We start from the raw sequence: 26,615 nt of genomic DNA, 5'->3' as shown, positions 1-26,615 counted from the left end.
CACGGGGATCTACCCAGCTGTCTGGCGCACCTACTTTCTGCTGAACTTGTCACCTGGCACATGCAGATACGACATCACGCTTTCGGTGAGTTCGGTGGCCAGTTTCACCGCCTCCTTGTTGCGCGCCATGACCCCGGCCACCAGGCCCTCGATCAACGCCAGCACGGCGATGTTGGAGCTGGTCAGCACCGGATGATCGGCGGTGGCATACAGCACATGACGGGCCAGCGGCGCCAGCGGCGAGGCCGGGGAGTCGGTGATGGCCAGCACGGTGGCCTTGCGCTCATGGGCGAAGCGCGACAGCTGCAGGGTGTCCTGGGAGTAACGTGGCAGGGCGATGGCCAGCAGCACGTCCTGTTCGGTGATCGCGGCCAGGCGGTAGGCGGCGTTCTCGTTGCCGCCTTCCATGCTGATGGCGCAGGTGTCCTTGCAGAACGGCACCAGGGTCGAGGCGGCGAGGCCCGCCAGGTAGACACTATTGCCGAACCCCAGCACATAGACCTTGCGCGCCTCGAGCAGGCAGCCGACGAACGCCTCGAAGGCGTCGGCCTGGTTGTTGCTGGCGGTGGTCGCCAGGTTGCTGCTGGCGCTCTGGATCTGCTCATGCAGGCCGAACTCGCCACCCGGGCGCTGGGCCAGTTCGTTGCGCAGCTTGTCCACCGGCGAGACCATCTGTTGCAGGGTCGCCACCAGCTCGGCTTTCATGCCGCTGTAGCCGCCCAGGTCCAGGGCCTTGGCCAGGCGGTTGACCGCGGCCGGTGAGGTGGCGGTGGCCTGGGCCATCTCCTCGATGGTCAGAGTCGCGGCCTTCAGCGGGTGGCGCAGGATGTAATCGGCGACCTTGCGCAGGGACGGCGGCAGTTCGCCCAGGCTCTGCGACAGCTTGCGCATGACCGCAGAGGCGTAGACGGTGGTGTTCCTGGTATGGCTCGACATCCGGCGCGACGCTCCCTGAAAGTTGCCGGTAGTGTATCCCAAGGCGCCCGGCGGCGGAGCCGTTGAGCGCCCTGGCGCTTACTTCAGGCTGCCGGCGAGGAACTGGCGCAGGCGTTCGGACTGCGGCCGGGCCAGCACTTCGCGTGGGTCGCCGCGCTCCTCGGCCTGGCCCTGGTGGAGGAACAGCAGCTGGTTGGACACCTCGCGGGCGAAGCCCATCTCGTGGGTGACCACGACCATGGTGCGGCCTTCCTGGGCCAGGTCCTGCATGACCTTGAGCACCTCGCCGACCAGCTCCGGGTCGAGCGCCGAGGTCGGCTCGTCGAACAGCATCACCTCGGGCTCCATGGCCAGGGCCCGGGCAATCGCCACCCGTTGCTGCTCGCCACCGGACATGTGCGCCGGGTAGGCGTCGCGGCGATGGCCGACACCGACCTTGGCCAGGTAGTGCTCGGCCTTGTCCCGGGCCTCCTTGCGGTTGATGCCGAGCACGTGCACCGGGGCTTCCATGACGTTGTCCAGGGCGCTCATGTGCGACCACAGGTTGAAGTGCTGGAAGACCATGCTCAACCGAGAGCGCAGGCGCTGCAGTTGGTGCGGGTCTGCCGCGCGCAGCCCGCCGCGGGCGCACTCGCGCAGCTTGAGCTGTTCACCGTTGACCAGGATCTGCCCGGCATTGGGTTGCTCGAGCAGGTTGATGCAGCGCAGGAAAGTGCTCTTGCCCGAGCCGCTGGAGCCGATGATGCTGATCACATCACCGGCGTCGGCCTGCAGTGAAACACCCTTGAGCACCTGGTGGTTGCCGTAGCTTTTGTGCAGGTCGTGGATTTGCAGTTTGTTCATCAGTCGGTACTCGCAGGGGTCAGTCGCTGAGCAAGCGACCTTGGCGGATGGAGGTGCTGCCGGCGACCTTGGCCAGCCACAGGCCGGGCTGGGCGAAGCGCAGGCGTTCGCGGGCATAGAGGATGCCGTCGGTGGTGGCCCTGACCACGCTGTGGCGGTCGCTGAGCGGATCGAGCACTTCGAACAGCGGATCGCCGACCCGCACCTGCGCGCCCAGCGGCTGCAGGTAGCTGACCACCCCCGGGTGCTCGGCGTAGGCATACTGCGCACCGGCGAAGGGCGTGGGTTGGCAGCAATGCTCCGGCGCGGCCGGCCACGGCCCGCTGATCAGGCCCTGGTCGGCGAGGTAGCCGAGGATCTGCTCGGCGCTGGCCTGGCACTGCTCGCGTTCGGTGTCGGCCATGCCGCGCAACTCGATGGTGGTCGCCACGCAGGCCAGGGGAATCTCGGCCTCGGGGAAGTATTCGCGCAGGTGCAGCCACGGCGCCGCGCAGGCTTCATCGAAGGCATCTCCACCGGCGCCTTCGGCCAGCAGCGCCACTTGCGCGCCGAGGCGGGCGGCGAGCGGGCGCAGCTGGCTCCAGTGCTGCGGCATGGCGTACAGCAGCATCACCGATTCGAAATCGCAGTGCAGGTCCAGCACCAGGTCGGCGTCGCAGGCGTGGCGCAGCAGCAGGCGGCGCAGGCCGTCGAGCTCCGAGTCGGGCGCGGGCAGTTCGTCAAGAAGCTCGAGCATGGCCCGGCGGATGGTTGCCACGTTGGCCTGGCCATCGCTGCCCAGGTGGCCTTCCAGGTGGGCGGCCAGCGCTTCGGTCAGCGCTGGGAAATCGCGATTGAAATTCTTGCCGCTGTTGAACTCGAAACGGCCCTGGTGGGTGGCCTGGAACATCTGGCCGATGCCGATCGGGTTGGCCAGTGGCACCAGTTCGATCACCGCAGTCAGCCGGCCTTGCGCCTCGAGTTCGAGCAGGCGGCGCTTGAGCTCGATGGCCACGCGCATCCCCGGCAGCTCGTCGGCGTGCAACGAGGCCTGGATATAGGCCTTGCGCGGGCCGCTGCCAAAGCGCAGCACGCGCAGCGAGCGTTGGGTGCCGCAGGCGCTCCAGGGCAGGATATGGTCGATGTGCTGCATGGAAGCTCCTTAGTGCTTGCGGGGGGCGAGGTAGGCCAGCCAGTGGCGCTCGGCCAGCTTGAACAGGCGCACCAGCAGGAAGGTCAGGACCAGGTAGATCAGCCCGGCGGTGATGAAGGCCTCGAACGGCAGGTAGTAGCGCGCATTGAAGGTCTTTGCCGCGCCGGTGATGTCGACCAGGGTGACGATCGAGGCCAGGCTGGTGGTCTGCAGCATCATCAGCACCTCGTTGCCGTACTGCGGCAAGGTGCGGCGCAAGGCCGAGGGCAGCAGGATGCGCCTGTACAGCGTCAGCCTCGACATGCCCATGGCGCGGGCCGCCTCCACCTCGCCACGCGGCGTGGCGCGCAGGCTCCCGGCCAGCAACTCGGCGCTGTAGGCGCTGGTGTTGATGGCGAACGCCAGGCAGGTGCAGAACGTGGCGCTGGACAGGTAGGGCCACAACGGGCTCTGGCGCACCGCCTCGAACTGGGCCAGCCCGTAGTAGATCAGGAACAGCTGCACCAGCATCGGCGTGCCGCGGATCACATAGGTGTAGAGCCAGGCGGGGTAGCGCAGCAGGCACGCGCGCGAGACCCGCATCAACCCCAGCGGGATCGCCAGGGCCAGGCCGCAAGCCAGCGAGATCAACAGCACCTTGAGGGTCAGGGCGATGCCGTTCAGGTACAACGGCAGGTTCTGCCAGATCAGCGGATAGTCGAGTGTCATCGGGCAGATCCCCTAGAGCTCGGCGGCTTTGAAGCCGACCGAGTAACGTTTCTCCACGCCGCGCAACAGCAGCAGCGAGGCACTGGTCAGCAGCAGGTACAGCGCCGCCACGGCGAGGAAGAAGGTGAACGGCTGGTGGGTGGCGTCGGCGGCGTTCTTGGCCTTGAACATCATGTCCTGCAGGCCTATCACCGAGATCAGCGCGGTGGACTTGGTCAGCACCAGCCAGTTGTTGGTGAAGCCCGGCAGCGCCAGGCGCACCATCTGTGGCAGGCTGATCCGCACAAACACCTGCAGGGCGCTCATTCCGTAGGCCATACCGGCCTCGGCCTGGCCTTTGGGGATGGCCAGGAAGGCGCCGCGAAAGGTCTCCGAGAGGTAGGCACCGAAGATGAAGCCCAAGGTGCAGACCCCGGCGACGAAGGGATTGATGTCGATGTACTGCTCGTAACCCAGTGCCAGCGCCAGGCGGTTGACCAGGTCCTGGCCGCCATAGAACACCAGCAGGATCAGGACCAGGTCGGGAATGCCGCGCACCACCGTGGTGTAGACCTCGCCCGGTACCGCCAGCCATTTCAGGGGGGACAGGCGACAGGCCGCACCGAACAGGCCCAGGCCGATGGCCAGTGCCATCGCCAGCAGGGCCAGGTGGATGCTCAGCCAGGCGCCATCGAGAATGCTCGATCCGTAGCCGTGAAGCATGATGAAAACCCTCGTCAGCCTGCGCTATTGGCCGTAGATGTCGAACGGGAAGTACTTGCGCTGCACCTGCTGGTAGGTGCCATTGGCGCGGATCGCGGCGATGGCGGCGTTGAGCCGCGCCAGGTTGGCGCTGTCGCCCTTGCGCACGGCGATGCCGGCGCCGCGGCCGAAGTAGTGCGGGTCGGCGATGTCCGGGCCGACCAGGGCGAAGCCCTGGCCGGCCGGGGTCTTGATGAAGCTCTCCTCGGTGTTGACGATATCGGCGAGGGTGGCATCCAGGCGCCCGGACACCAGGTCGAGGAAGGCTTCGTTCTGCGAGGCGTAGCGCACGATCTCGACCCCCGCCGGCTCCAGTTGCTCGGTGGCGAAGCGGTCATAGGTGGACGACCTTTGAACCCCGACCTTGCGGCCCTTGAGGTCCACCGCCGGGGTGTCGAGCCGGCTGCCGGCCTTCATCGCGAACTTGCCGGGGGTCTGGTAGTACTTGTCGGTGAAGTCGACCGACTTCAAGCGATCCTCGGTGATCGACATCGACGACAGCACCGCGTCGATCTTGCGCACCTTCAGCGACGGGATCATGCCGTCGAACTCCTGGATCACCCACTGGCACTTGACCTGCATCTGTGCACAGAGGGCATTGCCGATGTCGTAGTCGAAGCCGGCGAGCTCGCCTTCGGGAGTGCGGTAGGAGAAGGGCGGGTAGGCGGCCTCGATGCCGAGGCGCAGGCTGCCTTCGTCGGCCTGGGCCAATGCGCTGCAGGCACAGAGTGCCAGCGCGCCGAGAAGTCCTGTCTTGTTCATGTTCTTGACTCCGGTGGGTGGGGCGTACCGTCCAGGGCCTTGCTTGGGAGGGGCCTGGGTACGGAGAAGAACATGACATGAAATATTTCATTTATCAATACGGTGAAAATAATTGTGTCAGTGCAGTGGTCGATGGTGTTCGCCGACAGGGTTGTGGCGCCTATGAGATCGAGCGCCGCCCGCGCGGCGCATCGCGGCACAAGGCCGCTCCTACATTTGTTGCAACGTGCCGAACCTGTCAGGCCATGGTTGCCCGCCTTGGCGCATGTCTTGAGACAGGTGAGGCGACAGTAATGCCCACGCTGAAATTGCGTCGGACCAACAAGGCGGACCAGGTAAGAGCACAGGATTGACTGGCCCGAAACAGATGTGGGAGCGGCCTTGTGCCGCGATGCGCCGCGCGGGCGGCGCTCGATCTGACAGGCGCTGCAAGGGTTGTGACGGACACCTGGTATCCGCCTAGTCGGCAACATGCACGCCCAATCCATCCCGGCCAGGCGCAAGCTCTGGCCGCAGGGGCAACGCCGGAATCACATAATCCCCACCGTTCTGCCGCCGGAACGGGATGGGCGCATCACGCCAGCGACCTGGTGGCCATGCTGCCGCCGCGCCTGGTGGCCGGGAACCCGGCCCTCAGGGTGGTGGAGGCGCCCTTGGTGGTGCCGGGCTTCGAGATGCTGATGCTGTGGCCGGAGCGGGTGCACCGCGATCCTGCGCATCAGTGGTTGCGTGAACAGTTGGCCCGGGCGGTACCGTTGCAGGCGCCTTGAGCTGTTATGCCGGCACCATGGCAAAGCCCACGCCGAAGCGGTTCCAGGCATTGATGGTGGCGATGGCCAGGGTCAGGTTGGCAATCTCCTTGGCGCTGAAGTGCTCCAGCAGCGCCTGGTACTCGTCCTGCGGCGCGCCGCGCTCGGCCAGGCGGGTCAGGCTTTCGACCCAGGCCAGGGCCGCCCGCTCGCGCTCGCTGAAGTAGCGGGTCTCGCGCCAGACGCTCAGGGTCTGCAGGCGTGCTTCGGTTTCACCAGCCTTGCGCGCATCGTTGGCGTGCATGTTGACGCAGTAGGCGCAGCCATTGATCTGCGAGGCGCGCAGGCGGATCAGCTCGAGCAGTGAATGCTCAAGGCCCGAGGCGACCAGCGCCTGCTCGAGGCCGATCATGGCCTTGTAGGCTTCCGGCGAGTGTTTGGCCCATTCGATACGGTCATGCATGGTGAGGCTCCAGTTCGACAAGAGGAAAGTGGCACTACCTTAGGGCCAGTTCGCGCCGCGCCGAATAGCCAATCCCGCGCTTTGCCAGGAGGCCAATCCGTCATTCGGATGGGCACTGACAGGCATCCAATCTCTTCATTTCTGCCAGGGCGGCCGAGGCGGGATAATGGGCAGGTCTTCACCTGAGAACCGTTTCATGTCCGCAGATCGATTCATGCGCGAGGCCCTTGAGCTTGCCCGCGCCAATATCCAGGCCGGTGGCCGCCCCTTCGGCGCCGTGCTGGTCCACCAGGGGCAGGTGATCGCCCGTGCCGTCAACCAGATCCACAGCACCCAGGACCCCACCAGCCACGCTGAGATGCAGGCCATCCGCCAGGCCGCCCAGGTGCTTGGCCGGGCGCGCCTGGACGGTGCCGAGATCTACGCCAGCGGCCATCCGTGCCCGATGTGCCTGGCCGCCATGCACCTGTGCGGCATCGAGCGCGCCTGGTTCGCCTACGACAACGACGAGGGCGAGCCCTATGGGTTGTCCACCGCCGCAGTGTATGCGCAGATGGCCCGCCCGCCACAGCAGCAGAGCCTGCCCCTGCGCCCGCTGAAACCGGCGGGTGAAAGCGGCCTGTACCGTGAATGGCAGCAGGCCGGCGAAGCATGAGGGGCGCGTTGAACCTGTTGCTGGTGGTGCTGCTGGCGTTGAACCTGCGGCCGATTCTTACCAGCATTGGCCCACTGCTCGAACCGATGCGCCAGAGCACCGGCCTGGGCTACCAGCAGGCGGCGCTGCTGACCGCGTTGCCGGTGCTGTGCATGGGCCTGGTACCGCTTCTGCAACCCTGGCTGCGGCGCTGGCTGAGCGAGCATGGCGGCATGCTGGCGGGACTGGCGGCCATCGCCCTGGCGTGTCTGTGGCGCCTGCAACTGGACAGCGCCTGGGCGCTGATCGTAAGTGCGGTGGTCGCAGGCCTGGGTGTCGCCGTGGTGCAGGGCATGATGCCGGGGCTGGTCAACCGCTGGTTCCCCGGCCGCCTGGCGGCGACCATGGGGCTGTATTCGGCGGCGTTGATGAGCGGCGGTGGCCTGGCGGCGGTGCTTGGCCCATCGATCACCGCGCACTTCGGCCATTGGCAGTTCGGCCTTGGCCTGTGGGCGTTGCCGGCGCTGCTGGCGATCGTGGCGTGGACCGTCCTGCGCCCGCGCCAGGATGCACCCAGCCTGGCCGGTGGCGGGGGCGGCCATTGGTTCGGCAACCGCCGGGCCTGGCTGCTTGCGCTCTATTTCGGGCTGATCAACGGTGGCTATACGAGCATGGTGGCCTGGTTGCCGGCCTATCACCTCGAGCACGGCGGCACGGCCCAGGGCGGCGGCGAGCTGGTTGGCCTGATGACCATCTTCCAGGTCTGCGGTGCCCTGGGCCTGCCGTTGCTGCTGCGGCGTCTGGTTGATCGGCGGCCGGGCCTGTGGCTGGCCTTGCTGATCCAATTGGCGGGCTTCCTTGGCCTGCTGCTGGCGCCAGCCAGCGCCATGGGCCTGTGGGTGGCGCTGATCGGCCTGGGCCTGGGCGCGTGCTTCAGCCTCAGCCTGACGCTGACCCTGGAGCACCTGCGCACGCCCGGCGAAGCCGGCAGCCTGGCGGCTTTCGTCCAGGGCGTAGGTTTCATCGTCACCGGTATCGTGCCGTACGTCACCGGCTGGTTGCGTGATGTCAGCGGCGACTTCCAGGCCTCCTGGACCCTGCTGGCCTGCACCGTGCTGGCGATGCTGCTGGTGACCGTGCGTTTCGCTCCGAAAGGCTATGCCCGGGCCATCGCCCGTGAGGGACGAGTCGCTGAGGCAGCGCTCAACTGAGGCGCTGCAGGGTGTCACCGACCCGGTCCAGCGCCGGGTCGATGTCCAGCAGTTCGATGGCACCGAAACCGAACAGCAGTCCCGGCCTGACCGGCGCTTCGCTGAAGAACGGGGCCAGCGAGTAGAGGCCGACTTCCACCTTGCGCGCCAGGTTGATCAACAGCTCGATATCCACCCCGGGCTTGGCCAGCGCGCTCAGGTGAAAGCCGGCGCTGGCCGGCACCGTGTCGAACCAGGGCGCCAGGTCGCCGCCCAGGCGTGCCAGGATCCGCTCGCGGCGGGCGCTGTACACCTCATGGCAACGACGGATGTGCTTGTTCAGGTGACCTTCGCTGATGAAGCGGGCCAGGGCCCATTGCTGCAAGGTCGGGCTGTGCCAGTCGCTCAGGTGCTTGGCCACGCAGGCGGCCTGCAGCACGGCCGGTGGCAGCACCGCGTAGCCCAGGCGCAACTCCGGCAGCAGGGTCTTGGAGAAGGTTCCGACATAGGCCACCAGGCCATGTCGATCCAGGCGCTGCAAGGCTTCGGCGGCTGGCCCCTGGTAGCGGAACTCGCAGTCGTAGTCGTCCTCGATGATCAGCGCGCCGAGCTCGACAGCCCGCGCCAGCAGCGCCTGGCGCCGCGGCTCGGCCATGGGCATGCCAAGCGGAAACTGGTGCGAGGGTGTCACGTAGATCAGCCGGGTGCCGTCCTCGATCTGCTCGACGCACAGCCCCTGGTCGTCCACCGCCACCGACTGCAGGCGCGCGCCCAGGGCCAGGAACAGTTGGCGCGCCGGTGGGTAGCCCGGGTCCTCCATGGCCACCTTGCAGCCGGGTTCGACCAGTACCCGGGCGATCAGGTCTAGGGCCTGCTGGGCGCCGTTGCATACCAGCACGTCACTTGCGGTGCACTGGATGCCGCGGGTGAAGGCAATCTGGTGGGCGATGGCCTCGCGCAGCTCGGGCAGGCCCTGGGCGGAAAACTGTCGGTCGGGGTGGCGCTGGCTGCGGCGCAGGGCGTAGTTCATGCAACTGCGCCAGTGGTCGTAGGGGAACTGCGCCTTGCTCGAGGCGCCGCCGATGAAGTCGTAGCGCGACGGCGCGTCCAGCGCCCGTTGGCCCAATACCGTGGCGCGCTGGCGCCAGCGTTCGAGGGTTTCGGCGGCGGCCAGGGGGATGTTGTCGCTGTCGCTCTGGCGCGGCGTGTGGCGCGGGGTGATGAAGGTGCCGCGACCGACCACGCCACTGAGCAGGTTGTCGTAGGTCAGGCGCGAGTAGGCTTCGGCCACGGTCTTGCGCGAAACCCCCAGCTGCTCGGCCAAAAGGCGCGTGGGTGGCAGTTGGGTGCCGGCCGCCAGGTGGCCGCTGTCGATGCCGGCGCGCAGTTGCTGGTAGAGCTGGTCGGCCAGGCCTTTGCGGCCTTCGAGGCGGATGTGCAGTTCCATCGGGGCAGGGGGTCCGAAGCGCAGGGGGTGTAAAAGCTTCGGGTTTTATCGACAAAGCTGCAAGGGGCCCTACTGACGATCGCGCAGGGAATAATACCCGAGAGCGAGTGGCATACCCTGTGGGAGCGGGTTTACCCGCGAAGCAAGCAACGCGGTGGATGGCACCGGCTTTGCCGGTGTTCGCGGCTAAAGCCGCTCCCACAGGTTCCTGCTAAATCAACAAGTCATGTGCAGTTCCATGAGAGGGACGGCGTGTTCACAGGCGAGCGGTACTGATGGTGATGTAGCCTTTTTCCGGCAATGCGATGCGGATCACCGTCTCGTCCTCGCAGGCCTTGCGTTTCTGTTGGATGCACACGCCATCCACCGCTGCTTCGCGCATGCGCGCGGGGATGGCGCGGCCCTTGGCATCGAAGAAGGCTTCGCTGGCGAGCAGCTCGACACGCTCGATCAGCTGGCGGGTGTGTTCATCGGTGGCGCAGAAGAACCGCACCCCGGACAGGTGCGGGTTGTCGTCGGGGTTGCTGACCTCGTGGGCCAACAGTTGACGCAGGGTGTGGCGCAGTTCGCGGGTAGGGCGATGAGCATTTGCGGGCATGGCATGGCCTCGTCTGGATGGGGTTGGCCGCGCCGGGGCGGCGGTCACGTCTCCAGTCCTGATGATGTTTTGCCGAGGGTGGGGCAACAATCTAGAAGCTTCCGTACTTTCGGTAGGAGGGTTCCGAAATTACAGGCACCAGGTTGAACATCGCCTTGATCCGCGTCAGGTGCGGGGCACAATTTCCGCGGCCTCGACAGCGCCGGGCTCAAGTGCCGCCTCGACGATTTCGATCCAGTGCCGCACCGGCGTGCGACCGGCGCCGCCGAGGTGCAGCTGGCAGCCGATGTTGGCAGTGGCGATGACCAGTGGGTTGTCGCTTTCCAGGGCATTGAGGCGGTTGTCGCGCAGCTGGCGCGCCAGCTGCGGCTGGGTCAGTGAATAGGTGCCGGCCGAGCCGCAGCACAAGTGGCTATCCGGCACCTGGGTGAGATGAAAGCCCAGCCGGGCCAGCAGACCTTCCACCGCGCCGCCAAGCTTGAGGGCGTGCTGCAGGGTGCAGGGGCAGTGGAATGCCAGGCGCTGCTCGGCGCATAGACCCAGATGCTCCAGTGGCTCGGCCTGCAGCACCTGTACCAGGTCACGAGACAGGGCGCTGACCCGAGCGGCCTTGGCGGCGTAGCGTGGGTCTTGTTGAAGCAGGTGGCCATAGTCGCGGACAAAGGCGCCGCAGCCGCTGGCGGTTTGCACGATGGCCTCGGCGCCGGCCTCGATGGCCGGCCACCAGGCGTCGATATTGCGTCGGGCGCGGTCGAGGCCTCGTGCCTGGGCATCCAGGTGATAGTCCACGGCGCCGCAGCAACCGGCCTGGTGGATCGGCTCGACGCTGATGCCTAGCCGGTCGAGCAGGCGAGTGGCGGCGGCATTGGTGTTGGGTGAAAGGGCCTGCTGCACGCAGCCTTCGAGCAGCAGCACGCGACGGGTGTGGCGCGGCATCGGACGTTGGCCCGGGGTGACGACCTGCGCCGGCAGCTTGTCCTTGAGGCTGGCCGGGAGCAGGGGATACAGGGCCTGCCCGGCGCGCACAAGCGCCTTGAATGCGCCCGGCCTCGGCACCACGGCGCGAAGGCCCGCGCGCAGCAGGCGTTGCCCCGGCGGCCGGGGGACCTGCCGATCGACCACGGCGCGGCCGATGTCGAGCAGGTTGTGGTATTCCACCCCCGACGGGCAGGTGGTCTCACAGTTGCGGCAGCTCAGGCAGCGGTCCAGGTGCGCCTGGGTGCTGGTGCCCGCCGGTTCGCCTTCGAGCACCTGCTTGATCAGGTAGATGCGCCCGCGAGGCCCGTCCAGCTCATCGCCGAGCAACTGGTAGGTGGGGCAGGTGGCAGTGCAGAACCCGCAGTGCACGCAGGAACGCAGGATACGTTCGGCCTCGTCGGCGCGGGGCAGCTGGCGGGTGGACTCACTCAGGTGGGTTTGCATGCCATGGCCTCACAAGTGCGCGTATAGGCGGCCAGGGTTGAACACACCCTGGGGATCGAGTTGGCGTTTCAGCGCCTGGTGATAGCGCAGCGTCAGCGGATCGAGTGGGGCACTGCTGTCGTCGCCGGGCGCGTAGGCGGTGGCATGACCGCCGGCCTCGGCCGCCAATGCCCGGATGACGGACGTCGGGGCGTCGGACTTGAGCCAGCGCTGGGCGCCACCCCAGTCGATCAACTGCTGTCCCGGCAGTTCGAGTGCACCGCAGGCCATGGGCAGGGACAGCCGCCACAGCGTTGCGGGTGCGGTGAAGAACGCCAGGCGCTGCTCGCGCAGGTCTTGCCAGAAGCCTGTGTCGAACGCTTCACCACCCAGGCGCTCACGGGCCGAGCGCACCGAACCTTCGCCGCCCTCCAGGCGCAGATGCAGCGCCTCGCCGTCATGGCAGGCGGCGCTGACTGGCAGCGCTTGTCGGCCCCATTCGGCGAGTGCGGCGAGTGCCTGCTGCGTGCTCATCTCCAGGCGCAGGCCCAGGCATTGGCGCGGTTGCGGCAGCACCTTGAGTGACACTTCGGTGAGCAGCCCCAGGCAGCCGAAGCTGCCCGCCATCAGCCGCGACACGTCGTAGCCGGCGACATTCTTCATCACCTCACCACCAAAGCGCAGGAGCTTGCCGTGGCCGGTGATCAGCCGGGTGCCGAGGACATAGTCACGCACCGACCCGGCCCAGGGCCGGCGTGGCCCCGACAGCCCGGCCGCGACCATGCCGCCCAGCGTCGCCTCGGGGCCCAGGTGCGGTGGCTCGCAGGCCAGCATCTGCCCGGCCTCGTGCAGCGTCGCCTCGACCTCCCGCAGGGGCGTGCCGGCGCGGGCGGTGAGCACCAGCTCGGTGGGGTCGTAGCCGACGATGCCGCGGTGGCCACGGGTGTCGATGACCTGCCCGGTCACCGGGCGACCGAGCATGGCCTTGCTGTTGCCGCCCTGGATGCGCAGCGGGGTGCGCCGGTTCAGCGCCTGGTTGACCTGCTCCAGCAGGTCCTGGCCGAGGTCCCTGTCCATCAGAAACGCTCCAGGTCGGGGAAGGGCAGTTGCCCGTGGTGTACATGCAGCGCGCCGAACTCGGCGCAGCGCTGCAGGGTGGGGATGTTCTTGCCCGGGTTGAGCAGGCCCCGTGGGTCGAAGGCGGCCTTGACCGCGTGGAACAGGGTGATCTCGTCGCTGTTGAACTGCGCGCACATCTGGTTGATCTTCTCCCGTCCTACGCCGTGTTCGCCAGTGATGCTGCCGCCGACGGCCACGCACAGTTCGAGGATCTGGCCGCCGATGGCCTCGGCACGTTCCAGTTCGCCGGGCAGGTTGGCATCGAACAGGATCAGCGGGTGCAGGTTGCCGTCGCCGGCATGGAACACATTGGCCACCCGCAGGCCGTACTGCCGGGAAAGCGCGCTGATGCCCTTGAGCACCCGCGGCAGCTCGCGGCGCGGGATGGTGCCATCCATGCAGTAGTAGTCCGGGGAAATGCGCCCCACCGCCGGGAAGGCATTCTTGCGCCCGGCCCAGAAGCGCACGCGCTCGGCTTCGTCGCAGGCCAGGCGCACCTCGCGGGCGCCGGCCTTGCGCAGCACGGCATCGACCCGGGCGCAGTCGTCCTGCACGTCGGCCTCGACGCCGTCGAGCTCGCACAGCAGGATCGCCGCCGCGTCCAGCGGGTAGCCGGCATGGATGAAGTCCTCGGCGGCGCGAATCGCCAGGTTGTCCATCATCTCGAGCCCAGCCGGGATGATCCCGGCGCCGATGATCTCGGCCACCGCGCCCCCGGCGCCCTCGACGCTGTCGAAACTGGCCAGCAGCACTCGCGCCACCTGCGGCCTGGGCAGCAGCTTGACGGTGACCTCGGTGACGATGCCGAGCATGCCCTCGGAGCCGGTAAACAACGCCAGCAGGTCGAAACCGGGGCTGTCCAGGGCGTCGCTGCCCAGTACCAGGCGTTCGCCTTCGACGGTGAGGATCTCCACCTTGAGCAGGTTGTGCACGGTCAGGCCGTATTTCAGGCAATGCACGCCACCGGCATTTTCGGCGACATTGCCGCCGATCGAGCAGGCGATCTGCGAGGAAGGATCGGGCGCGTAGTACAGCCCATGGGGCGCCGCCGCCTGGGAGATCGCCAGGTTGCGCACGCCAGGCTGGACCCGCGCGAAGCGGCCCTGCGGGTTGACTTCGAGGATGCGGTTGAAGCGCGCCATCACCAGCAGGATGCCCTGGCTCAACGGCAGGGCGCCGCCGGACAGGCCGGTGCCGGCGCCGCGCGCCACCACCGGCACGCCGCGCTGGTGGCAGAGCCGCATTAACGCCTGCACCTGCTCCAGGCGCTCGGGCAGCGCCACCAGCAGCGGCAACGAACGGTAGGCCGAGAGGCCGTCGCACTCGTAGGGCTTGAGGTCTTCGCTGCGGTGCAGGATCTGCAGATCGGGGAGGGCCTCGCGCAGGGCGGCCAGCAGTGCCGGCTTGTCCACGGCCGGTAACGGTCCATCGACACGTTCGTCGTAAAGGATGCTCATGCAGGCTTACTGCGCCAGGTGCCGGATCATCGCCACCGTCAGGTACAAGCGTGGCGCCACGCTGGCGATCTCCATGTACTCGTCGTCGCCATGCAGGCCGGCGCCGACCACACCCAGCGTTTCCAGCACCGCCGGCTTGTCGCTGTCGGGCACGTAGGCGTAGCCGGCGTCGGTGCCGAAGCGCATGGCGATCGGCTGCAACTGCCGGTCGATCTTGCTGTAGAGCTGCCGCGCCGTTTGCGCAAGCTCCGTGGAGGCGTCGTTCCTGGCCAGCGGCGGGCGGCCTTTTTCCACGACCAGCTCGGCCTGGGTATCGGCTACAAGCTGTTTCTTGATGATCCGCAGGGCGTCTTCCTGCACCCGCTCGGTCTCGCTCAGGTCGGAGTAGCGCATGTCGGCCTCGGCGCTGGCCTGGGCGGGAATGATATTGGCCTTTTCCCCGGCCTTGGCCAGGGTCCAGTTGACGGTGGTGCCCTTGCCCTTGTCGCCGAGGTCGTTCAACTGCAGCAACTGGTGCGCCAGCTCCACCAGCGCGTTGCGCCCGGCTTCCGGGGCGGAGCCGGCGTGGGAGGCGCGGCCCTTGACCTCGAGCTTGAGGCGGTTGATGCCGTTGGTGGCGACGGTGACCGCGTCCTTGTCCGGCGGCTCGTAGGAGAAGACGAAATCGTGCTTGCGTGCCAGCTCGGCGATCAGTTGCCGCGAGCCGGCCGAGCCCATCTCCTCGTCCGGGTTGAACAGCACGGTGAGGGTGCGGTAGCCCTTGTACTGCTGGTCCTGTAGCAGTTTCAGCGCATGCAGGATCATCGCCACGCCGCCCTTGGCGTCGGCCACGCCGGGGCCGTAGGCGCGTTCCCCATCGATCCGGAACGGGCGCTTGGCCACGGTGCCGGGGCCGAACACCGTGTCGTAGTGGACCATCAGCAGGAAGTCCTTGTCGCCGCTGCCCTTGAGGGTGCCGACGATATTGTCGCCCACCGAGGGCGTGGCCGGCTGGGTGCTGACCTTGGCACCGAGGGCCTCGAGGCGTTTCACCAGTTCGCTGCCGACCTGTTTCAGACCGGGTTCGGTGCCGGTGCCGGTGTCCACTGCCACCAGGGTCTTGAGGGTCTCCAGGTAATGAGGCTGTTCGGCCTGGGCCTGGCTGAACAGTTCCTGGGGCGTCGGGTCGGCGGCCTGGGCGGTGGCACAGGCCAGGGCAAGGGCCAATGAGCAGAATCGCAAGGGCATGGGCAGGGATCTCGTTGTCGTGAACCCTTCAGCGTAGACCCTGCCATCCGATTACCGAGTCATTTGCCCCCGGCGACAAAGCTGCCGTGCAGCCTGAGAGGGGTGAAAATCATGACAACTCATAGTGATGCATGACATTACATATAGTTAATAAGCTATTGAATATAAATAATTTATCTTTTCGCTATCGCGTGTTGTACGCACTGCTCGTAATACGTCTGCTTGATCGCCGCCGGCTTCAGCCGAGACCGGCTGTTGTAGGTCTGCTCGGTGATGCCGAAGGCCGTCATGCGCATCCACGGCTTGGCGAACTTGCGCGCCTGGAGCTTCTTGCGCGTGGCGTACAGGGTGACGCCGGAAAGCTTGGCCTGCTGCGCCTCGGCGGCGATCTGCGCGCCCCAGCCGCACACCTGGCGATCGTTCTGGCTCAGTGCCCGGGCCTGGGCGCCGAAGGCGGCGGTGGCCAGCAGGCAGCCGGCCACGGTTGCTAGAATCACTCGCATGTTGCTGTCCTAAGCATCTGAAGGAAAACAAAGTTTGCCTTTGCTTCCGACGCCTGGGGGCCAGCAGTTTGCCGTCAGGCGATGGCCATTTGCAGGCCACCGTGCTGGCGCCTGCGCAGCGACTGCAGGGCCAGGGCCGCGATCCACAGCACGCCGACGCCGTAGTTCAGGCGCTGGTAGAGACCGAACAGTTCACCGCTGTGCACGGCCTGGGTCATCAACACTACGGTAACCACCGCCAGTACAGCGCTCAGCAGCGACCCCCAGGCCAGCCCCGGGGATCGGGCAAGGTGCATGCCCAGGCCGATCCACAACACGCTGGCGAGCGTCAGCGAAAGGAACATCAGCAGGCCGCCGAGGTTGTGCATCTGTTGCGAGAACGATGGCTCCAGCGGCGCGCAGCCCTGGTCACAGGCAAACCCGCCGGTCACCAGGCTGCCCAGGCCATGCAACAGCACCAGCAGGGCGCTCAGCCGTGCCAGCTTCGAGCGCCGCCAGCGCCGCGCCAGGCCCCAGGCGAACAGTGCGAACAACAGGGCCAGCGGGAAATTGTTGGCCCAGGGCGACAGCCCGTGGGTGGGGGCGCCGACCGCGCCGAGCTGGCTCATGGCTTGTTGCAGGTGGTCGTAGCCGGGGTAGGCCAGCGCCGTCAGGGTGACGCCCAGCAGCAGCCAGAGGGGGATGAGCAGGCCGCTGGCGAGCAGCAGGCGATCGAACGTCTTCATGCAGTGCCTTCCTTGGTGAGTGCAGGACGCAGCCTACCGCGTCGCCGTGGCCATTCGCCAGCCTTAGCGGCCGTTGACCAGCATCACCAGCAGCACGCAGGCCAGCAGCGCCAGGTAGGCCCGGGCATGCACGCTGTCGGGGATGCGCCCGAGCAGTGGCGCGGCCAGGTGCATGCCGAGCCAGGCGCCGACGGTCATCACCAGGGCCGCGCGCAGGTCGATGAAGCCCAGCAGGCCCGGGCCAAGGTCGAGCTGGCCAGCCGGCAGCAGCGCATAGACCAGCGTGGCCGCCAGGGCCATGGGCAGCGACAGCGGGTTGGCCATGGCCGTGGCGGTGCGCATGCTGGCGCCGCGGCGGCGCATCAGTGGCACGGTCATCACGCTGCCTCCCACCCCGAGCAACGCTGCCAGGGCGCCGATGGGCACGCCGACCAGGCTGGCGCCGGTACTGCCCAGGGGCGCCAGGCGATGTTCGCCAGCGCGGACGAAGCCCGGGCGCAGCCAGGCGTCCATCAGGCTCAGCGCCAGGTAGGCGATGAACAGCCAGCGCAGCCAGGCGCTGGCCAGGTACAGCGCCGCCCAGGCCCCGAGCAGCGCGCCGAGGGCGATGGCCGGCGCCAGTGGTCGCACCAGGTCCCAGCGCAGGCTGCCCGCGCGGTGATGGCGCCAGGTGGCCAGCGCGCTGCTGAAGATCATCACCGTGGCCGAGGTGGCCACGGCGATCTGCATGGCGTGCTGGGCCATGGCGGTCCCCGCGCCATGGCTGGCCAGCAGCAGGGCATAGAACAGCGGCACGGCGAAGAACCCGCCGCCGAAGCCAAACAGCAAGGTGGTGACGCCGGCGCACAGGCCGAACAGGCCAAGCAGGGGATAGAGCATGGTGTGGGCCTCGGGCCAGGGTTGAGGCGGTCAGGGTAGGGGTATGCCTCTTGGCTGGCTTGCGCAACCTGGCCAATAATCGTCGTGTTTCGGCCAGAGCCTCCTTTCATGCGCAATGTTCCCCTGTCCGAGGTCGATGCCACCCCCCGTGCGGTGCTGGCCATCGCCACCGACTATTCGCCCGATACCTTGCTGCCCAGGCATGTCCATCGCCGGGCGCAGTTCCTGTATGGCATGAGCGGGCTGATGGAGGTGCTGACCGACGACGGCGCCTGGGTCATCCCGCCCGGCAGCGGAGTATGGATTCCGCCCGGCAAGCCGCACCAGGTGCGCATGCGTGGCGTGAGTACCCGCAGCCTGTACATCGAACCGACCGCGCTGCCCAGGCCGGGTGGCGTGTGCGAGGCACTACGGGTCGGGCCGCTGCTGCACCAGCTGTTGCTGGCCAGCGCCGAGGTGCCGGCCCTGCATGACGAGGCGGGGCGCGATGGCCTGCTGCTGCGGCTCGTGCTGCATGAGCTGGGCCAGGCCGAGCGTCTGCCGCTGTTCGCGCCGCTGCCGGCCGAGCCGCGTCTGGCGGCCCTGTGCCAGGCGTTCCTGGCGCAGCCGTCGGTCCACACCCGTGGCGACACCTGGGCAGGGCAGCTCAACTGGAGCCCGCGTACCTTCAGCCGGCGCTTTCGCGAGCAGACCGGGCTGTCGTTCGGCCAGTGGCGCCAGCAGGCATGCCTGATGGCCGCGGTGACACGGCTGGCGACCGGCGAGGCGGTGACCACCATCGCCCTGGACCTGGGCTATGAAAGCCCCAGCGCGTTTTCCAGCCTGTACCGGCGAGTCATGGGCCAGCCGCCGTCGGCGGCACGCCAGGGCAGATGAAAACCCCGCTGGACGTATGTGATCGTACAACTGCTTGCGCTATCATCACGCCTGTCTTTCACAACCAGACATACAGGGCATGACAGAGCAGCAGGTACAGGCACGGACCCGGCGCAAGCCGCGCAGTCTGGCCCAGGAACTGGTCACGGTGCTGACCGAACGCATCCGCAGCGGCCAGCTCAAGCGCGGCGACAAGCTGCCCACCGAGTCGCAGATCATGGTCGAGGAGGGGGTCAGCCGCACCGTGGTGCGCGAGGCCATCTCGCGGCTGCAGGCCGCCGGCCAGGTCGAGACCCGCCACGGCATCGGCACTTTCGTGCTGGACGCGCCGAGCACTGGTGGCTTTCGGATCGACCCGGCGACCATCGTCACCTTGCGCGAAGTGCTGGCGGTGCTGGAGTTGCGCATCGCCCTGGAGATCGAAGCCGCGGGCCTTGCCGCCCAGCGTCGCGGCGATGAGGAACTGGCCGGCATGCGCGCGGCGCTGGACGAGCTCAACGAGGGCGCGGCCCACGCCTCGGATGCGGTGTCGGCGGATTTCCAGTTCCACCTGCGCATTGCCCAGGCCAGCGGCAATCACTATTTCGCCGACATCATCAACCACCTGGGTACCAGCATCATCCCGCGCACCCGGCTCAATTCGGCGCGCCTGGCCCATGACGACCAGGCGCACTACATGAGCCGGCTGATGCATGAGCACGAGGCGATCTACGAGGCCATCGCCCGACGCGACAGCGAAGGCGCGAAGATGGCCATGCGCATGCACCTGAGCAACAGCCGCGAGCGCCTGCGCCAGGCCCATGAAGAGGCCGAGGCGCAAGGCATTTGATCTGTACTGGTCCCTTCGCGGGTAAACTCGCTCCCACAGGTTCTTCACAGCGCGCTGGCAAACGCTGATCCCTGTGGGAGCGGGTTTACCCGCGAAGAGGCCGACGCAGGCACCCTAAAAGAGCCCAGGGCTCTCAGACCGCCCCGTCACTCCACTGCCCATTCACCAATCGCCGCAGCCCCAGCGGGTTACCATCGCGCAATGCCTCCGGCAGCAGCGCCTGCGGGTAGTTCTGGTAGCACACCGGGCGCAGGAACCGATCGATGGCCAGGGTGCCGACCGAAGTGCCGCGGGCATCCGAGGTCGCCGGGTAAGGTCCGCCATGGACCATGGCGTCGCACACCTCGACCCCGGTCGGGTAGCCATTGACCAGGATCCGCCCGACCTTCTCCTCCAGCAGCGGCACCAGCCAGGCAAACGCCTCGAAGTCTTCCGGCTCGCCGATCAGCGTGGCGGTCAGCTGGCCGCGCAGACCGAGCAGGGCGGCGCGCAGTTGCTCGCGGTCGCTGACTTCGACGGCCACCGTGGCCGGGCCGAACACTTCTTCCTGCAGCAGCGGGTCGGACTCCAGCAGCAGACGGGCGTCGGCCTTGAACAGCTGGGCACGGGCCTGGTCGCCCTGTTGCGCCTGACCGGCCAGGTGCTGGATGCCGGCATGGGCGTGCAAGTGTTCCAGGCCGGCGACATAGCTGCGCAGGCCGCCGGCGTTGAGCAGGGTCTGGCCAGCCTGTTGCTCCAGATGCCGGCCCAGGTCATTCAGCAACTGGCTGAAGCCAGGCGACTGCAGGCCGATCAGCATCCCCGGGTTGGTGCAGAACTGCCCGGCGCCCAGGCACACGGAGCCGGCCAGCTCACGGGCGATGGCTTCGCCGCGCTTGGCCAGCGCGCCCGGCAGGATGATCACCGGGTTGATGCTGGACATCTCGGCGAACACCGGGATCGGTTGCGCCCGCTCGGCAGCCATGCGGCACAAAGCGTCGCCGCCCTTGAGCGAGCCGGTGAAGCCGACCGCCTGGATGGCCGGGTGCTTGACCAGCCACTCACCGACACCGCCACCGAACACCATGTTGAACACGCCCTTGGGCATGCCGGTGCGTTCGGCGGCGCGCAGGATGGCGCAGGCCACCAGGTCGGCGGTGGCCATGTGGCCACTGTGGGCCTTGAACACCACCGGGCAACCGGCGGCCAGGGCTGCGGCGGTGTCGCCGCCGGCGGTGGAGAAGGCCAGCGGGAAATTGCTGGCGCCAAATACCGCTACCGGGCCGACGCCGATACGCATCTGGCGGATGTCCACCCGTGGCAGCGGCTGGCGCTCGGGCAGCGCCAGGTCGATGCGCGCACCGAGGAAGTCGCCACGGCGCAGTACCTGGGCGAACAGGCGCATCTGCCCGCTGGTGCGGCCGCGTTCGCCCTGGATACGCGCGGCGGGCAGGGCTGTTTCACGGCAGACGATGGCCACGAAGCTGTCATCGAGTTCGTCCAGTTCGGCGGCGATGGCGTCGAGGAATTCGGCGCGGCGTGCCGGGGGCAGCTGGCGGAATTCGCCGAAGGCGACGGCGGCGGCTTGGGTGGCGCGGTCGACTTCGCCCTCGGTGGCCTGGGCAAAGCTGTAGGGCAGTGCCTCGCCGGTGGTGGCGTCCAGGCTTTGCAGGCGTTGCGGGCCGACGGCACTGCGTTGGCCGGCGATGAAGTTGTGGCCGAGGATATTGGGCATGGGGTGCTCCTGTCGGGGGACGTTGGGGGGCGCTTTGCGCCCCTTTCGCGGCACAAGGCCGCTCCTACAAGGGGGATGCGATCTACTGTAGGAGCGGCCTTGTGCCGCGAAAGGGCTGCGCAGCAGCCCCAATATTCATCAGGTAATAGGTGCCGGATTGAACAGGGTGATGTCGTTGTGCAAGCCATGCTGCTCGGCCCAGGTGCGCTTGCGACCGCTGGCCACGTCGAGGTAGTAGTGGAACAGCTCCCAACCAAGCTCCTCGATGCTCGCCCGGCCACTGGCGATGCGCCCGGCGTCGATGTCGATCAGGTCCGGCCAGCGCTGGGCCAGTTCGCTGCGGGTGCATACCTTGACCACCGGTGCCATGGCCAGGCCGTAAGGCGTGCCGCGACCGGTGGTGAACACATGCAGGTTCATCCCGGCGGCCAGCTGCAGGGTGCCGCAGACGAAGTCGCTGGCCGGGGTGGCGCAGAAGATCAGGCCCTTGTGCGTGACCCGTTCGCCCGGGCCGAGCACGCCCTGGATGGCGCCGCTGCCGGACTTGACGATCGAGCCCAGGGATTTCTCGACGATGTTGGACAAGCCACCTTTCTTGTTGCCTGGCGTGGTGTTGGCGCTGCGATCCGCCGCGCCCTGTTGCAGGTAGCGGTCGTACCAGTCCATCTCGCGCACCAGCGCCTCGGCGACTTCCGGCGTTTCGGCGCGGGAGGTGAGCATGTAGATGGCGTCGCGCACCTCGGTGACTTCCGAGAACAGCACGGTGGCTCCGGCGCGCACCAGCAGGTCGGCGGCATGGCCCAGGGCGGGGTTGGCGGTGATGCCGGAAAAGGCGTCGCTGCCGCCGCATTGCATGCCCAGGATCAGCTCGCTGGCCGGCACGGTTTCGCGGCGGCGCTGGTCAAGCTTGCGCAGGCGGGTTTCGGCCAGGGCCATGATCTGCTCGATCATCTCGACGAAGCCCAGCGAGGCGTCCTGCAGGCGGTATAGCCAGGGCTCGCTGAGATCCACGGAAGGGTCGTCCTCGTGCATCACCTGGCCGGCCTGGAGTTTTTCGCAGCCCAGGCTGATGACCAGCGCCTCGCCGCCCAGGTTGGGGTTGCGCGCCAGGTTGCGCACGGTGCGGATCGGGATGTAGGCATCGCGGGCGTTGATCGCCACGCCGCAGCCGTAGCTGTGGGTGAGGGCGACCACATCATCCACGTTGGGGTATTTGGGCAGCAGTTCGCCGCGGATGCGCTTGACCGCGTGGTCGAGCACGCCGGTCACGCACTGCACGGTGGTGGTGATGCCGAGGATGTTGCGGGTGCCGACGGTGCCGTCGGCATTGCGATAGCCCTCGAAGGTGAAGCCTTCGAGGGGCGCCTGGGCGGCGGGCACGGCGTCGCAGCGCGGCAGGCTGTCGAGCTCGGGGGCGGCCGGCATCGCCAGTTGATCTTCCTTGACCCAACTGCCCTGGCGCAGGTCTTCCAGGGCATGGCCGATGACCTGGCCGTAGCGGCGCACCGCCTCGCCCCGGCGGATATCCACAGTGGCGACCTTGTGGCTCTGCGGCACGCCCTCGACCAGGGTCAGGCCGTCGGCGAAGCGCGCGCCTTCGCCCAGGCCGCCGTCGTTGACCACCACCACGACATTGTCGTCAGGATGCAGGCGCACGTAGCGGGGCGACTCGGAATGTTCGATCAACTGCATGGTCAGGCCCTTCTTGTCGTTTCTTTCAGGCTTCTTGTACGCCAGCCTGCGCCCGGGCAGGGCGCAGGCGTGTTTCACTCAATGGCGCGAAGTGGCGAGTTCAGCGGTGGGTGCTGCTTCCTGCTTCGGGTCGTCCTTGAGCTCGATGCGCTTGATCGGACCGACGATCACCAGGTAGCTGAACACTGCCACCAGGGCGTTGGCGCCCACGTACACCAGGGCCCACTTGAACGAGCCGGTGGCGCTGATGATGTAGCCGATGACGATCGGCGTGGTGATCGAGGCGATGTTGCCGAAGGTGTTGAACAGCCCGCCCGACAGCCCGGCGATCTGCTTGGGCGAGGTGTCGGCGACCACCGCCCAGCCCAGCGCGCCGATGCCCTTGCCGAAGAACGCCAGGGTCATGAAACCGACCACCATCCATTCGGCCTCGACGTAGTTGCAGAAGACCATGGTGGTCGACAGCAGCAGGCCGCAGACGATCGGCAGCTTGCGCGAGAAGGTCAGCGAGTTGCCGCGGCGCAGCAACCAGTCCGACAGCACGCCGCCAAGCACGCCGCCGATGAAGCCGCACACTGCCGGCAACGAGGCGATGAAGCCGGCCTTGAGGATGGTCATGCCGCGTTCCTGCACCAGGTACACCGGGAACCAGGTGAGGAAGAAGTAGGTGATGGCGTTGATGCAGTACTGGCCCAGGTAGACGCCCAGCAGCATGCGGCTGGTCAGCAGTTGCTTGATATAGCCCCATTTCGGGCCGTCGTTGCCGCGTTTCTGGTCCATGTCCACCAGGCCGCCGTTGTGTTCGATGTGCTCGAGCTCGGCGGCGCTGATGCGCGGGTGCTGGCGCGGGTTGTAGATGGTCTTGAGCCACACCGCCGAGAACACGATGCCCAGCGCGCCCATCACCACGAACACATGTTCCCAGCCGAAGGTGAAGACGATCCAGCCCATGATCGGCGCGAACAGCGCGGTGGCGAAGTACTGCGCCGAGTTGAAGATCGCCGAGGCGGTGCCGCGCTCTTGCGTCGGGAACCAGGCCGCGACGATCCGGGCGTTGCCGGGGAACGACGGCGCTTCGGCGAAGCCGACCAGAAAACGCAGGGTGAACAGGGTGACGACCGCCCAGGCCACCGGCAGGCCGCCGACGAAGCCCTGCAGCAGGGTAAACAACGACCAGGTGAAGATGCTGAAGGCGTAGACGTTCTTCGAGCCGAAGCGGTCAAGCAGCCAGCCGCCGGGGATCTGCCCGGCCACGTAGGCCCAGCCGAAGGCGGAGAAGATGTAGCCGAGGGTGACCGCGTCGATGCCCAGGTCCTTCTGCAGGCTGGAGCCGGCGATGGCGATGGTGGCGCGGTCGGCGTAGTTGATGGTGGTCACCAGGAACAGCATCAACAGGATCAGGTAGCGCACATGCGTCTTTTTCGTCGCTTGCATGCTGGTTACTCCCACTCGTTATTTTTATACGGGGATCGGTTGTGGGCCGGAGCAGGGTGGCCCTGCTCCGGCGGCGGCATCGGCAGGCCGCAGGGCGTTCGCTTATTGCGGGCCCATCTTGTCCATCAGCGCGGCGAGCATCTCGTACTCCTGCGCGGTCAGGTCGGTCAGCGGCGTGCGCACGGGCCCGGCGTCGTAGCCGGCGATCTTCGCCCCGGCCTTGACGATGCTCACGGCGTAACCGGCCTTGCGGTTGCGGATGTCCAGGTACGGCAGGAAGAAGTCGTCGATCAGCCTGGCCACGGTGGCGTGATCGTCGCGGGCGATGGCGTGGTAGAAGTCCATCGCCGTCTTCGGCACGAAGTTGAACACCGCCGAGGAGTACACCGGCACGCCCAGGGCCTTGTACGCCGCAGCATACACCTCGGCGGTAGGCAGGCCACCCAGGTAGCTGAAGCGATCACCCAGGCGGCGACGAATCGACACCATCAGCTCGATGTCGCCCAGGCCGTCCTTGTAGCCGATCAGGTTCGGGCAGCGCTCGGCCAGGCGTTCCAGCAGGTCGGCGTTCAGCCGGCAGACGTTGCGGTTGTATACCACCACGCCGATATTCACCGCCTTGCACACCGCCTCGACATGGGCGGCGACGCCGTCCTGGCTGGCTTCGGTGAGGTAGTGGGGCAGCAGCAGCAGGCCTTTGGCGCCGAGGCGCTCGGCCTCTTTGGCGTATTCGATGGCCTGGCGGGTCGAGCCGCCGACGCCGGCGAGGATCGGCACCGACGTGGCGCAGGTGTCGACGGCGGTCTTGATCACCTGGCTGTACTCGCTGGCGGCCAGGGAGAAGAACTCGCCGGTGCCGCCGGCGGCGAACAGGGCGCTGGCGCCGTAGGGGGCGAGCCATTCCAGGCGCTTTACGTAGCCGGCCGGGTTGAAGTCGCCGTGGGCGTCGAAGTCGGTGACGGGGAACGACAGCAGGCCGTGGGAGAGGATGGATTGCAGTTCTTGTGGGGTCATTGTTGTAGGCATCCTGTGGCGCTTGGAGGAGGGGGAACCAAGGTGAGAGGTAAGTTATCGTACAACTACAATCATGACTAGTCCCTCGCGGTAGAAATTTTGAATCCATCCCGCCATGACAGCGCCAACCCCTGTAGGAGCGGCCTTGTGCCGCGAAAGGGCCGCACAGCGGCCCCGGAATTTCGGCGTTGAGCCACGATCGCCGGGGCCGCGTTGCGACCCTTTCGCGGCATAAGGCCGCTCCTACAGGGGAACGCGTAAACCCGAGAATTTGGCAGAGGAGTGTTGTCGTATGACTTGTGGAGGAGGAGAAAAAAAGATCGCGGAGACAGGCACAAGCCCGCCGCCCGCTTCCACGGGAAGTGTTCTGGGACCAGCAGAGGGTGACCGGGGAAACGGGGGCGGTATTGCACCGCCCCGCGATCAAAGCTAACGAAGCTTCAGTGGATCAGGCAGCCTGGTGGTGCTTGACCTGGGACTTGCGGACCTGGGCGCGGCAGGCGTCGCCGAAGGCCTGGAACATCTTGATCGAGTCGGGGTTCTTCGCCGCCTGCCACTCCGGGTGCCACTGCACCGCGAACAGGAAGGGCGACAGGCTCGGGGCGTGGATCGCCTCGACCAGGCCGTCTTCGGCATGGGCGATCGGCTCGATGCCGGCACCCAGGTTGCGCAGGCCCTGGCCGTGCAGCGAATTGACGCGGATCTCGTCGGTGCCCAGGGTATCGCGCAGCCAGCTGCCTGGCTTGATCTTCACGCTGTGCACCGCGGCGTACTGGACTTCGACCGGATCTTCCGGGTTTTCCCGGTGGTCGTTGAAGCCGGGCTCGGCGTAGACCTTCTGGTAGATGTCACCGCCCAGGGCCACGTTGATTTCCTGCATGCCGCGGCAGATGCCGAAGATCGGCAGGCCGCGCTTGATCGCGGCCTTGACCAGTGGCATGTCGAACAGGTCGCGGTCTTTGTCCTGGCCCTTGCCGGGGGTCTGGTTTTCCTGGCCGTAGAGGCTCGGGTCGATGTTGCTGCCGGCACCGGTCAGGTAGACGCCGTCGGCCATGTCCAGGTAGGTCTCGAGGTCTTCGACGCCACAGCAGGTGGGCACCAGGACCGGGACGCAACCGGCGAAATCGACCAGCGGGGTGATGTATTTGTGGGTCATGACCTGATAGTCATGGCCTTTGCGCTCTTGGCTGCCCATGGTCATCAGGACGACGGGTTTGCGCAGGGAGGGTTGCTTGTTGCCAATGTTGCTGTTGGACATATGTCACCTTGAGACAGGTCATGCCTGTCGTTGTTGTGCAGGCGCACGGCCGGGGCCTTCAGTGCTGCCTGGAGCCCCGAGCACTGCCGGCTCGCCTTGCAGGCGATGTCGGTCGGGGCCTGACTCCTAGCTTGCCAGAGCCGTTCGATATGTCAAACGAGTGGCGGGGCGCCCAGGCGCCGGTTTCCGGGGGATTGAGATGTTCAAGGCCTTGGCTGGCAAGGGTTTGGCGGGGGTTTAGGTCAATAATATTTAACGATGCAGTTGGCTCATTGCGCCGGTGC

At 67.1% G+C, this 26,615-nt stretch carries 26 protein-coding genes and 2 pseudogenes; 6 read left to right on the top strand and 22 right to left on the bottom strand.

Translation table 11 applies throughout. From position 1 onward, the window contains the following. Positions 1 to 30 precede the first annotated feature (30 nt). The 6 genes from LU671_RS07950 to LU671_RS07925 form a co-directional block, all read right to left on the bottom strand. Entirely contained in the window at positions 31 to 936 is a 906-nt protein-coding gene (locus LU671_RS07950) for a MurR/RpiR family transcriptional regulator (protein WP_203646970.1), read from the bottom strand. Between the two features lie 78 nt (positions 937 to 1,014). Continuing rightward, entirely contained in the window at positions 1,015 to 1,779 is a 765-nt protein-coding gene (locus LU671_RS07945) for an ABC transporter ATP-binding protein (protein WP_232855360.1), read from the bottom strand. Between the two features lie 19 nt (positions 1,780 to 1,798). Continuing rightward, complete coding sequence (locus tag LU671_RS07940; protein ID WP_232855359.1) at positions 1,799 to 2,911, bottom strand: succinylglutamate desuccinylase/aspartoacylase family protein; 1,113 nt, start codon at positions 2,909 to 2,911, stop codon at positions 1,799 to 1,801. Between the two features lie 9 nt (positions 2,912 to 2,920). Further along, positions 2,921 to 3,619 (bottom strand): ABC transporter permease, encoded by a 699-nt coding sequence (locus tag LU671_RS07935; RefSeq protein WP_186714582.1) that lies wholly within the window; start codon positions 3,617 to 3,619, stop codon positions 2,921 to 2,923. 12 nt (positions 3,620 to 3,631) lie between these two features. Beyond that, a complete protein-coding gene (locus LU671_RS07930) occupies positions 3,632 to 4,321 on the bottom strand; it encodes an ABC transporter permease (RefSeq protein ID WP_186735854.1) in 690 nt (229 codons plus the stop codon). A gap of 24 nt (positions 4,322 to 4,345) precedes the next feature. Beyond that, positions 4,346 to 5,122: an ABC transporter substrate-binding protein gene (locus LU671_RS07925; protein WP_232855358.1), complete on the bottom strand. Its 777-nt coding sequence runs from the start codon at positions 5,120 to 5,122 to the stop codon at positions 4,346 to 4,348. A 77-nt stretch (positions 5,123 to 5,199) separates the two neighbouring features. On the opposite strand from LU671_RS07925, the gene LU671_RS07920 reads away from it, so the two are divergent. Then, the gene (locus LU671_RS07920) at positions 5,200 to 5,475 is read left to right on the top strand and encodes a hypothetical protein (protein ID WP_232855357.1); all 276 of its coding nucleotides are present in this window, start codon (positions 5,200 to 5,202) and stop codon (positions 5,473 to 5,475) included. 106 nt (positions 5,476 to 5,581) lie between these two features. Here the strand turns inward: LU671_RS07920 and LU671_RS07915 are convergent. Further along, positions 5,582 to 5,701, bottom strand: a pseudogene (locus LU671_RS07915) (NAD(P)H-dependent oxidoreductase); the annotation flags it as partial. Between LU671_RS07915 and LU671_RS07910 the strand changes: the two are divergent. Then, positions 5,701 to 5,892 (top strand): annotated as a pseudogene (locus tag LU671_RS07910) (LysR family transcriptional regulator); the annotation flags it as partial. The pseudogenes LU671_RS07915 and LU671_RS07910 overlap by 1 nt on opposite strands. Positions 5,893 to 5,896: 4 nt before the next feature. Here the strand turns inward: LU671_RS07910 and LU671_RS07905 are convergent. Next, positions 5,897 to 6,334: a carboxymuconolactone decarboxylase family protein gene (locus tag LU671_RS07905; RefSeq protein ID WP_050706207.1), complete on the bottom strand. Its 438-nt coding sequence runs from the start codon at positions 6,332 to 6,334 to the stop codon at positions 5,897 to 5,899. Between the two features lie 196 nt (positions 6,335 to 6,530). Between LU671_RS07905 and LU671_RS07900 the strand changes: the two genes are divergently transcribed. Both LU671_RS07900 and LU671_RS07895 read left to right on the top strand, forming a co-directional pair. Continuing rightward, positions 6,531 to 6,989 carry a nucleoside deaminase gene (locus tag LU671_RS07900; RefSeq protein WP_198743857.1) on the top strand — a complete coding sequence of 153 codons (459 nt, stop codon included), beginning with the start codon at positions 6,531 to 6,533 and terminating at the stop codon, positions 6,987 to 6,989. Further along, positions 6,986 to 8,179, top strand: coding sequence for a cyanate transporter (locus tag LU671_RS07895; protein WP_232855356.1), 1,194 nt, complete (start codon positions 6,986 to 6,988; stop codon positions 8,177 to 8,179). Before LU671_RS07900 ends, LU671_RS07895 begins: the two co-directional genes overlap by 4 nt. Here the strand turns inward: LU671_RS07895 and pdxR are convergent. The 9 genes from pdxR to LU671_RS07850 form a co-directional block, all read right to left on the bottom strand. Beyond that, complete coding sequence (pdxR, locus tag LU671_RS07890; protein WP_232855355.1) at positions 8,172 to 9,605, bottom strand: MocR-like pyridoxine biosynthesis transcription factor PdxR; 1,434 nt, start codon at positions 9,603 to 9,605, stop codon at positions 8,172 to 8,174. The two genes, LU671_RS07895 and pdxR, sit on opposite strands and share 8 nt — an antisense overlap. 256 nt (positions 9,606 to 9,861) lie before the next feature. Further along, positions 9,862 to 10,203 (bottom strand): hypothetical protein, encoded by a 342-nt coding sequence (locus LU671_RS07885; protein WP_232855354.1) that lies wholly within the window; start codon positions 10,201 to 10,203, stop codon positions 9,862 to 9,864. A 165-nt stretch (positions 10,204 to 10,368) separates the two neighbouring features. After that, positions 10,369 to 11,625, bottom strand: a complete 1,257-nt coding sequence (glcF, locus tag LU671_RS07880; RefSeq protein ID WP_232855353.1) for a glycolate oxidase subunit GlcF — start codon at positions 11,623 to 11,625, stop codon at positions 10,369 to 10,371. A gap of 9 nt (positions 11,626 to 11,634) precedes the next feature. After that, complete coding sequence (gene glcE, locus LU671_RS07875) at positions 11,635 to 12,681, bottom strand: glycolate oxidase subunit GlcE (protein ID WP_232855352.1); 1,047 nt, start codon at positions 12,679 to 12,681, stop codon at positions 11,635 to 11,637. Continuing rightward, the gene (glcD, locus tag LU671_RS07870; protein ID WP_232855351.1) at positions 12,681 to 14,180 is read right to left on the bottom strand and encodes a glycolate oxidase subunit GlcD; all 1,500 of its coding nucleotides are present in this window, start codon (positions 14,178 to 14,180) and stop codon (positions 12,681 to 12,683) included. The genes glcE and glcD overlap by 1 nt, the downstream gene beginning before the upstream one ends. 6 nt (positions 14,181 to 14,186) lie before the next feature. Further along, positions 14,187 to 15,407: a M20/M25/M40 family metallo-hydrolase gene (locus LU671_RS07865; RefSeq protein WP_232855350.1), complete on the bottom strand. Its 1,221-nt coding sequence runs from the start codon at positions 15,405 to 15,407 to the stop codon at positions 14,187 to 14,189. 173 nt (positions 15,408 to 15,580) lie between these two features. Further along, positions 15,581 to 15,910: a hypothetical protein gene (locus LU671_RS07860; RefSeq protein ID WP_232855349.1), complete on the bottom strand. Its 330-nt coding sequence runs from the start codon at positions 15,908 to 15,910 to the stop codon at positions 15,581 to 15,583. A gap of 74 nt (positions 15,911 to 15,984) precedes the next feature. Next, a complete protein-coding gene (locus LU671_RS07855) occupies positions 15,985 to 16,635 on the bottom strand; it encodes a DUF998 domain-containing protein (RefSeq protein ID WP_232855348.1) in 651 nt (216 codons plus the stop codon). 63 nt (positions 16,636 to 16,698) lie between these two features. Further along, on the bottom strand, positions 16,699 to 17,514 hold the full coding sequence (locus LU671_RS07850; RefSeq protein ID WP_232855347.1) for a sulfite exporter TauE/SafE family protein: 816 nt from the start codon (positions 17,512 to 17,514) through the stop codon (positions 16,699 to 16,701). 108 nt (positions 17,515 to 17,622) lie between these two features. On the opposite strand from LU671_RS07850, the gene LU671_RS07845 reads away from it, so the two are divergent. Together LU671_RS07845 and LU671_RS07840 are read left to right on the top strand one after the other, a co-directional pair. Then, on the top strand, positions 17,623 to 18,390 hold the full coding sequence (locus tag LU671_RS07845; RefSeq protein ID WP_232855346.1) for an AraC family transcriptional regulator: 768 nt from the start codon (positions 17,623 to 17,625) through the stop codon (positions 18,388 to 18,390). A 79-nt stretch (positions 18,391 to 18,469) separates the two neighbouring features. Then, positions 18,470 to 19,219 carry a FadR/GntR family transcriptional regulator gene (locus LU671_RS07840; protein ID WP_186734669.1) on the top strand — a complete coding sequence of 250 codons (750 nt, stop codon included), beginning with the start codon at positions 18,470 to 18,472 and terminating at the stop codon, positions 19,217 to 19,219. 133 nt (positions 19,220 to 19,352) lie between these two features. Here the strand turns inward: LU671_RS07840 and LU671_RS07835 are convergent, their stop codons facing one another. From LU671_RS07835 to LU671_RS07815, 5 genes are all read right to left on the bottom strand, one after another. Then, on the bottom strand, positions 19,353 to 20,933 hold the full coding sequence (locus tag LU671_RS07835; protein ID WP_232855345.1) for an aldehyde dehydrogenase (NADP(+)): 1,581 nt from the start codon (positions 20,931 to 20,933) through the stop codon (positions 19,353 to 19,355). 138 nt (positions 20,934 to 21,071) lie between these two features. Continuing rightward, a complete protein-coding gene (gene garD, locus LU671_RS07830) occupies positions 21,072 to 22,625 on the bottom strand; it encodes a galactarate dehydratase (RefSeq protein ID WP_232855344.1) in 1,554 nt (517 codons plus the stop codon). A gap of 78 nt (positions 22,626 to 22,703) precedes the next feature. Continuing rightward, positions 22,704 to 24,059: an MFS transporter gene (locus LU671_RS07825; protein WP_232855343.1), complete on the bottom strand. Its 1,356-nt coding sequence runs from the start codon at positions 24,057 to 24,059 to the stop codon at positions 22,704 to 22,706. Between the two features lie 102 nt (positions 24,060 to 24,161). Further along, positions 24,162 to 25,073: a 5-dehydro-4-deoxyglucarate dehydratase gene (gene kdgD / locus LU671_RS07820; protein ID WP_203646947.1), complete on the bottom strand. Its 912-nt coding sequence runs from the start codon at positions 25,071 to 25,073 to the stop codon at positions 24,162 to 24,164. A 448-nt stretch (positions 25,074 to 25,521) separates the two neighbouring features. Continuing rightward, positions 25,522 to 26,331, bottom strand: coding sequence for a gamma-glutamyl-gamma-aminobutyrate hydrolase family protein (locus LU671_RS07815; protein ID WP_203646946.1), 810 nt, complete (start codon positions 26,329 to 26,331; stop codon positions 25,522 to 25,524). Positions 26,332 to 26,615: the final 284 nt, after the last annotated feature.

Source organism: Pseudomonas sp. NMI760_13 (assembly GCF_021283245.1).
Taxonomy (GTDB): domain Bacteria; phylum Pseudomonadota; class Gammaproteobacteria; order Pseudomonadales; family Pseudomonadaceae; genus Aquipseudomonas; species Aquipseudomonas peradeniyensis.
This window is presented reverse-complemented; position numbering and strand designations above follow the sequence as displayed.

What these genes read in the sequence shown, in the direction of transcription:
- LU671_RS07840 (WP_186734669.1), top strand. Translation starts at nt 18,470, where the DNA reads ATGACAGAGCAGCAGGTACAGGCACGGACCCGGCGCAAGCCGCGCAGT.
- LU671_RS07885 (WP_232855354.1), bottom strand. Translation starts at nt 10,203, where the DNA reads ATGCCCGCAAATGCTCATCGCCCTACCCGCGAACTGCGCCACACCCTG.
- LU671_RS07925 (WP_232855358.1), bottom strand. Translation starts at nt 5,122, where the DNA reads ATGAACAAGACAGGACTTCTCGGCGCGCTGGCACTCTGTGCCTGCAGC.
- glcD (WP_232855351.1), bottom strand. Translation starts at nt 14,180, where the DNA reads ATGAGCATCCTTTACGACGAACGTGTCGATGGACCGTTACCGGCCGTG.
- LU671_RS07935 (WP_186714582.1), bottom strand. Translation starts at nt 3,619, where the DNA reads ATGACACTCGACTATCCGCTGATCTGGCAGAACCTGCCGTTGTACCTG.
- LU671_RS07900 (WP_198743857.1), top strand. Translation starts at nt 6,531, where the DNA reads ATGTCCGCAGATCGATTCATGCGCGAGGCCCTTGAGCTTGCCCGCGCC.
- LU671_RS07905 (WP_050706207.1), bottom strand. Translation starts at nt 6,334, where the DNA reads ATGCATGACCGTATCGAATGGGCCAAACACTCGCCGGAAGCCTACAAG.
- LU671_RS07930 (WP_186735854.1), bottom strand. Translation starts at nt 4,321, where the DNA reads ATGCTTCACGGCTACGGATCGAGCATTCTCGATGGCGCCTGGCTGAGC.
- LU671_RS07895 (WP_232855356.1), top strand. Translation starts at nt 6,986, where the DNA reads ATGAGGGGCGCGTTGAACCTGTTGCTGGTGGTGCTGCTGGCGTTGAAC.
- LU671_RS07825 (WP_232855343.1), bottom strand. Translation starts at nt 24,059, where the DNA reads ATGCAAGCGACGAAAAAGACGCATGTGCGCTACCTGATCCTGTTGATG.
- LU671_RS07940 (WP_232855359.1), bottom strand. Translation starts at nt 2,911, where the DNA reads ATGCAGCACATCGACCATATCCTGCCCTGGAGCGCCTGCGGCACCCAA.
- LU671_RS07945 (WP_232855360.1), bottom strand. Translation starts at nt 1,779, where the DNA reads ATGAACAAACTGCAAATCCACGACCTGCACAAAAGCTACGGCAACCAC.
- LU671_RS07850 (WP_232855347.1), bottom strand. Translation starts at nt 17,514, where the DNA reads ATGCTCTATCCCCTGCTTGGCCTGTTCGGCCTGTGCGCCGGCGTCACC.
- LU671_RS07835 (WP_232855345.1), bottom strand. Translation starts at nt 20,933, where the DNA reads ATGCCCAATATCCTCGGCCACAACTTCATCGCCGGCCAACGCAGTGCC.
- LU671_RS07920 (WP_232855357.1), top strand. Translation starts at nt 5,200, where the DNA reads ATGAAATATTTCATTTATCAATACGGTGAAAATAATTGTGTCAGTGCA.
- glcF (WP_232855353.1), bottom strand. Translation starts at nt 11,625, where the DNA reads ATGCAAACCCACCTGAGTGAGTCCACCCGCCAGCTGCCCCGCGCCGAC.
- LU671_RS07855 (WP_232855348.1), bottom strand. Translation starts at nt 16,635, where the DNA reads ATGAAGACGTTCGATCGCCTGCTGCTCGCCAGCGGCCTGCTCATCCCC.
- glcE (WP_232855352.1), bottom strand. Translation starts at nt 12,681, where the DNA reads ATGGACAGGGACCTCGGCCAGGACCTGCTGGAGCAGGTCAACCAGGCG.
- pdxR (WP_232855355.1), bottom strand. Translation starts at nt 9,605, where the DNA reads ATGGAACTGCACATCCGCCTCGAAGGCCGCAAAGGCCTGGCCGACCAG.
- LU671_RS07815 (WP_203646946.1), bottom strand. Translation starts at nt 26,331, where the DNA reads ATGTCCAACAGCAACATTGGCAACAAGCAACCCTCCCTGCGCAAACCC.
- LU671_RS07865 (WP_232855350.1), bottom strand. Translation starts at nt 15,407, where the DNA reads ATGCCCTTGCGATTCTGCTCATTGGCCCTTGCCCTGGCCTGTGCCACC.
- LU671_RS07845 (WP_232855346.1), top strand. Translation starts at nt 17,623, where the DNA reads ATGCGCAATGTTCCCCTGTCCGAGGTCGATGCCACCCCCCGTGCGGTG.
- LU671_RS07860 (WP_232855349.1), bottom strand. Translation starts at nt 15,910, where the DNA reads ATGCGAGTGATTCTAGCAACCGTGGCCGGCTGCCTGCTGGCCACCGCC.
- LU671_RS07950 (WP_203646970.1), bottom strand. Translation starts at nt 936, where the DNA reads ATGTCGAGCCATACCAGGAACACCACCGTCTACGCCTCTGCGGTCATG.
- kdgD (WP_203646947.1), bottom strand. Translation starts at nt 25,073, where the DNA reads ATGACCCCACAAGAACTGCAATCCATCCTCTCCCACGGCCTGCTGTCG.
- garD (WP_232855344.1), bottom strand. Translation starts at nt 22,625, where the DNA reads ATGCAGTTGATCGAACATTCCGAGTCGCCCCGCTACGTGCGCCTGCAT.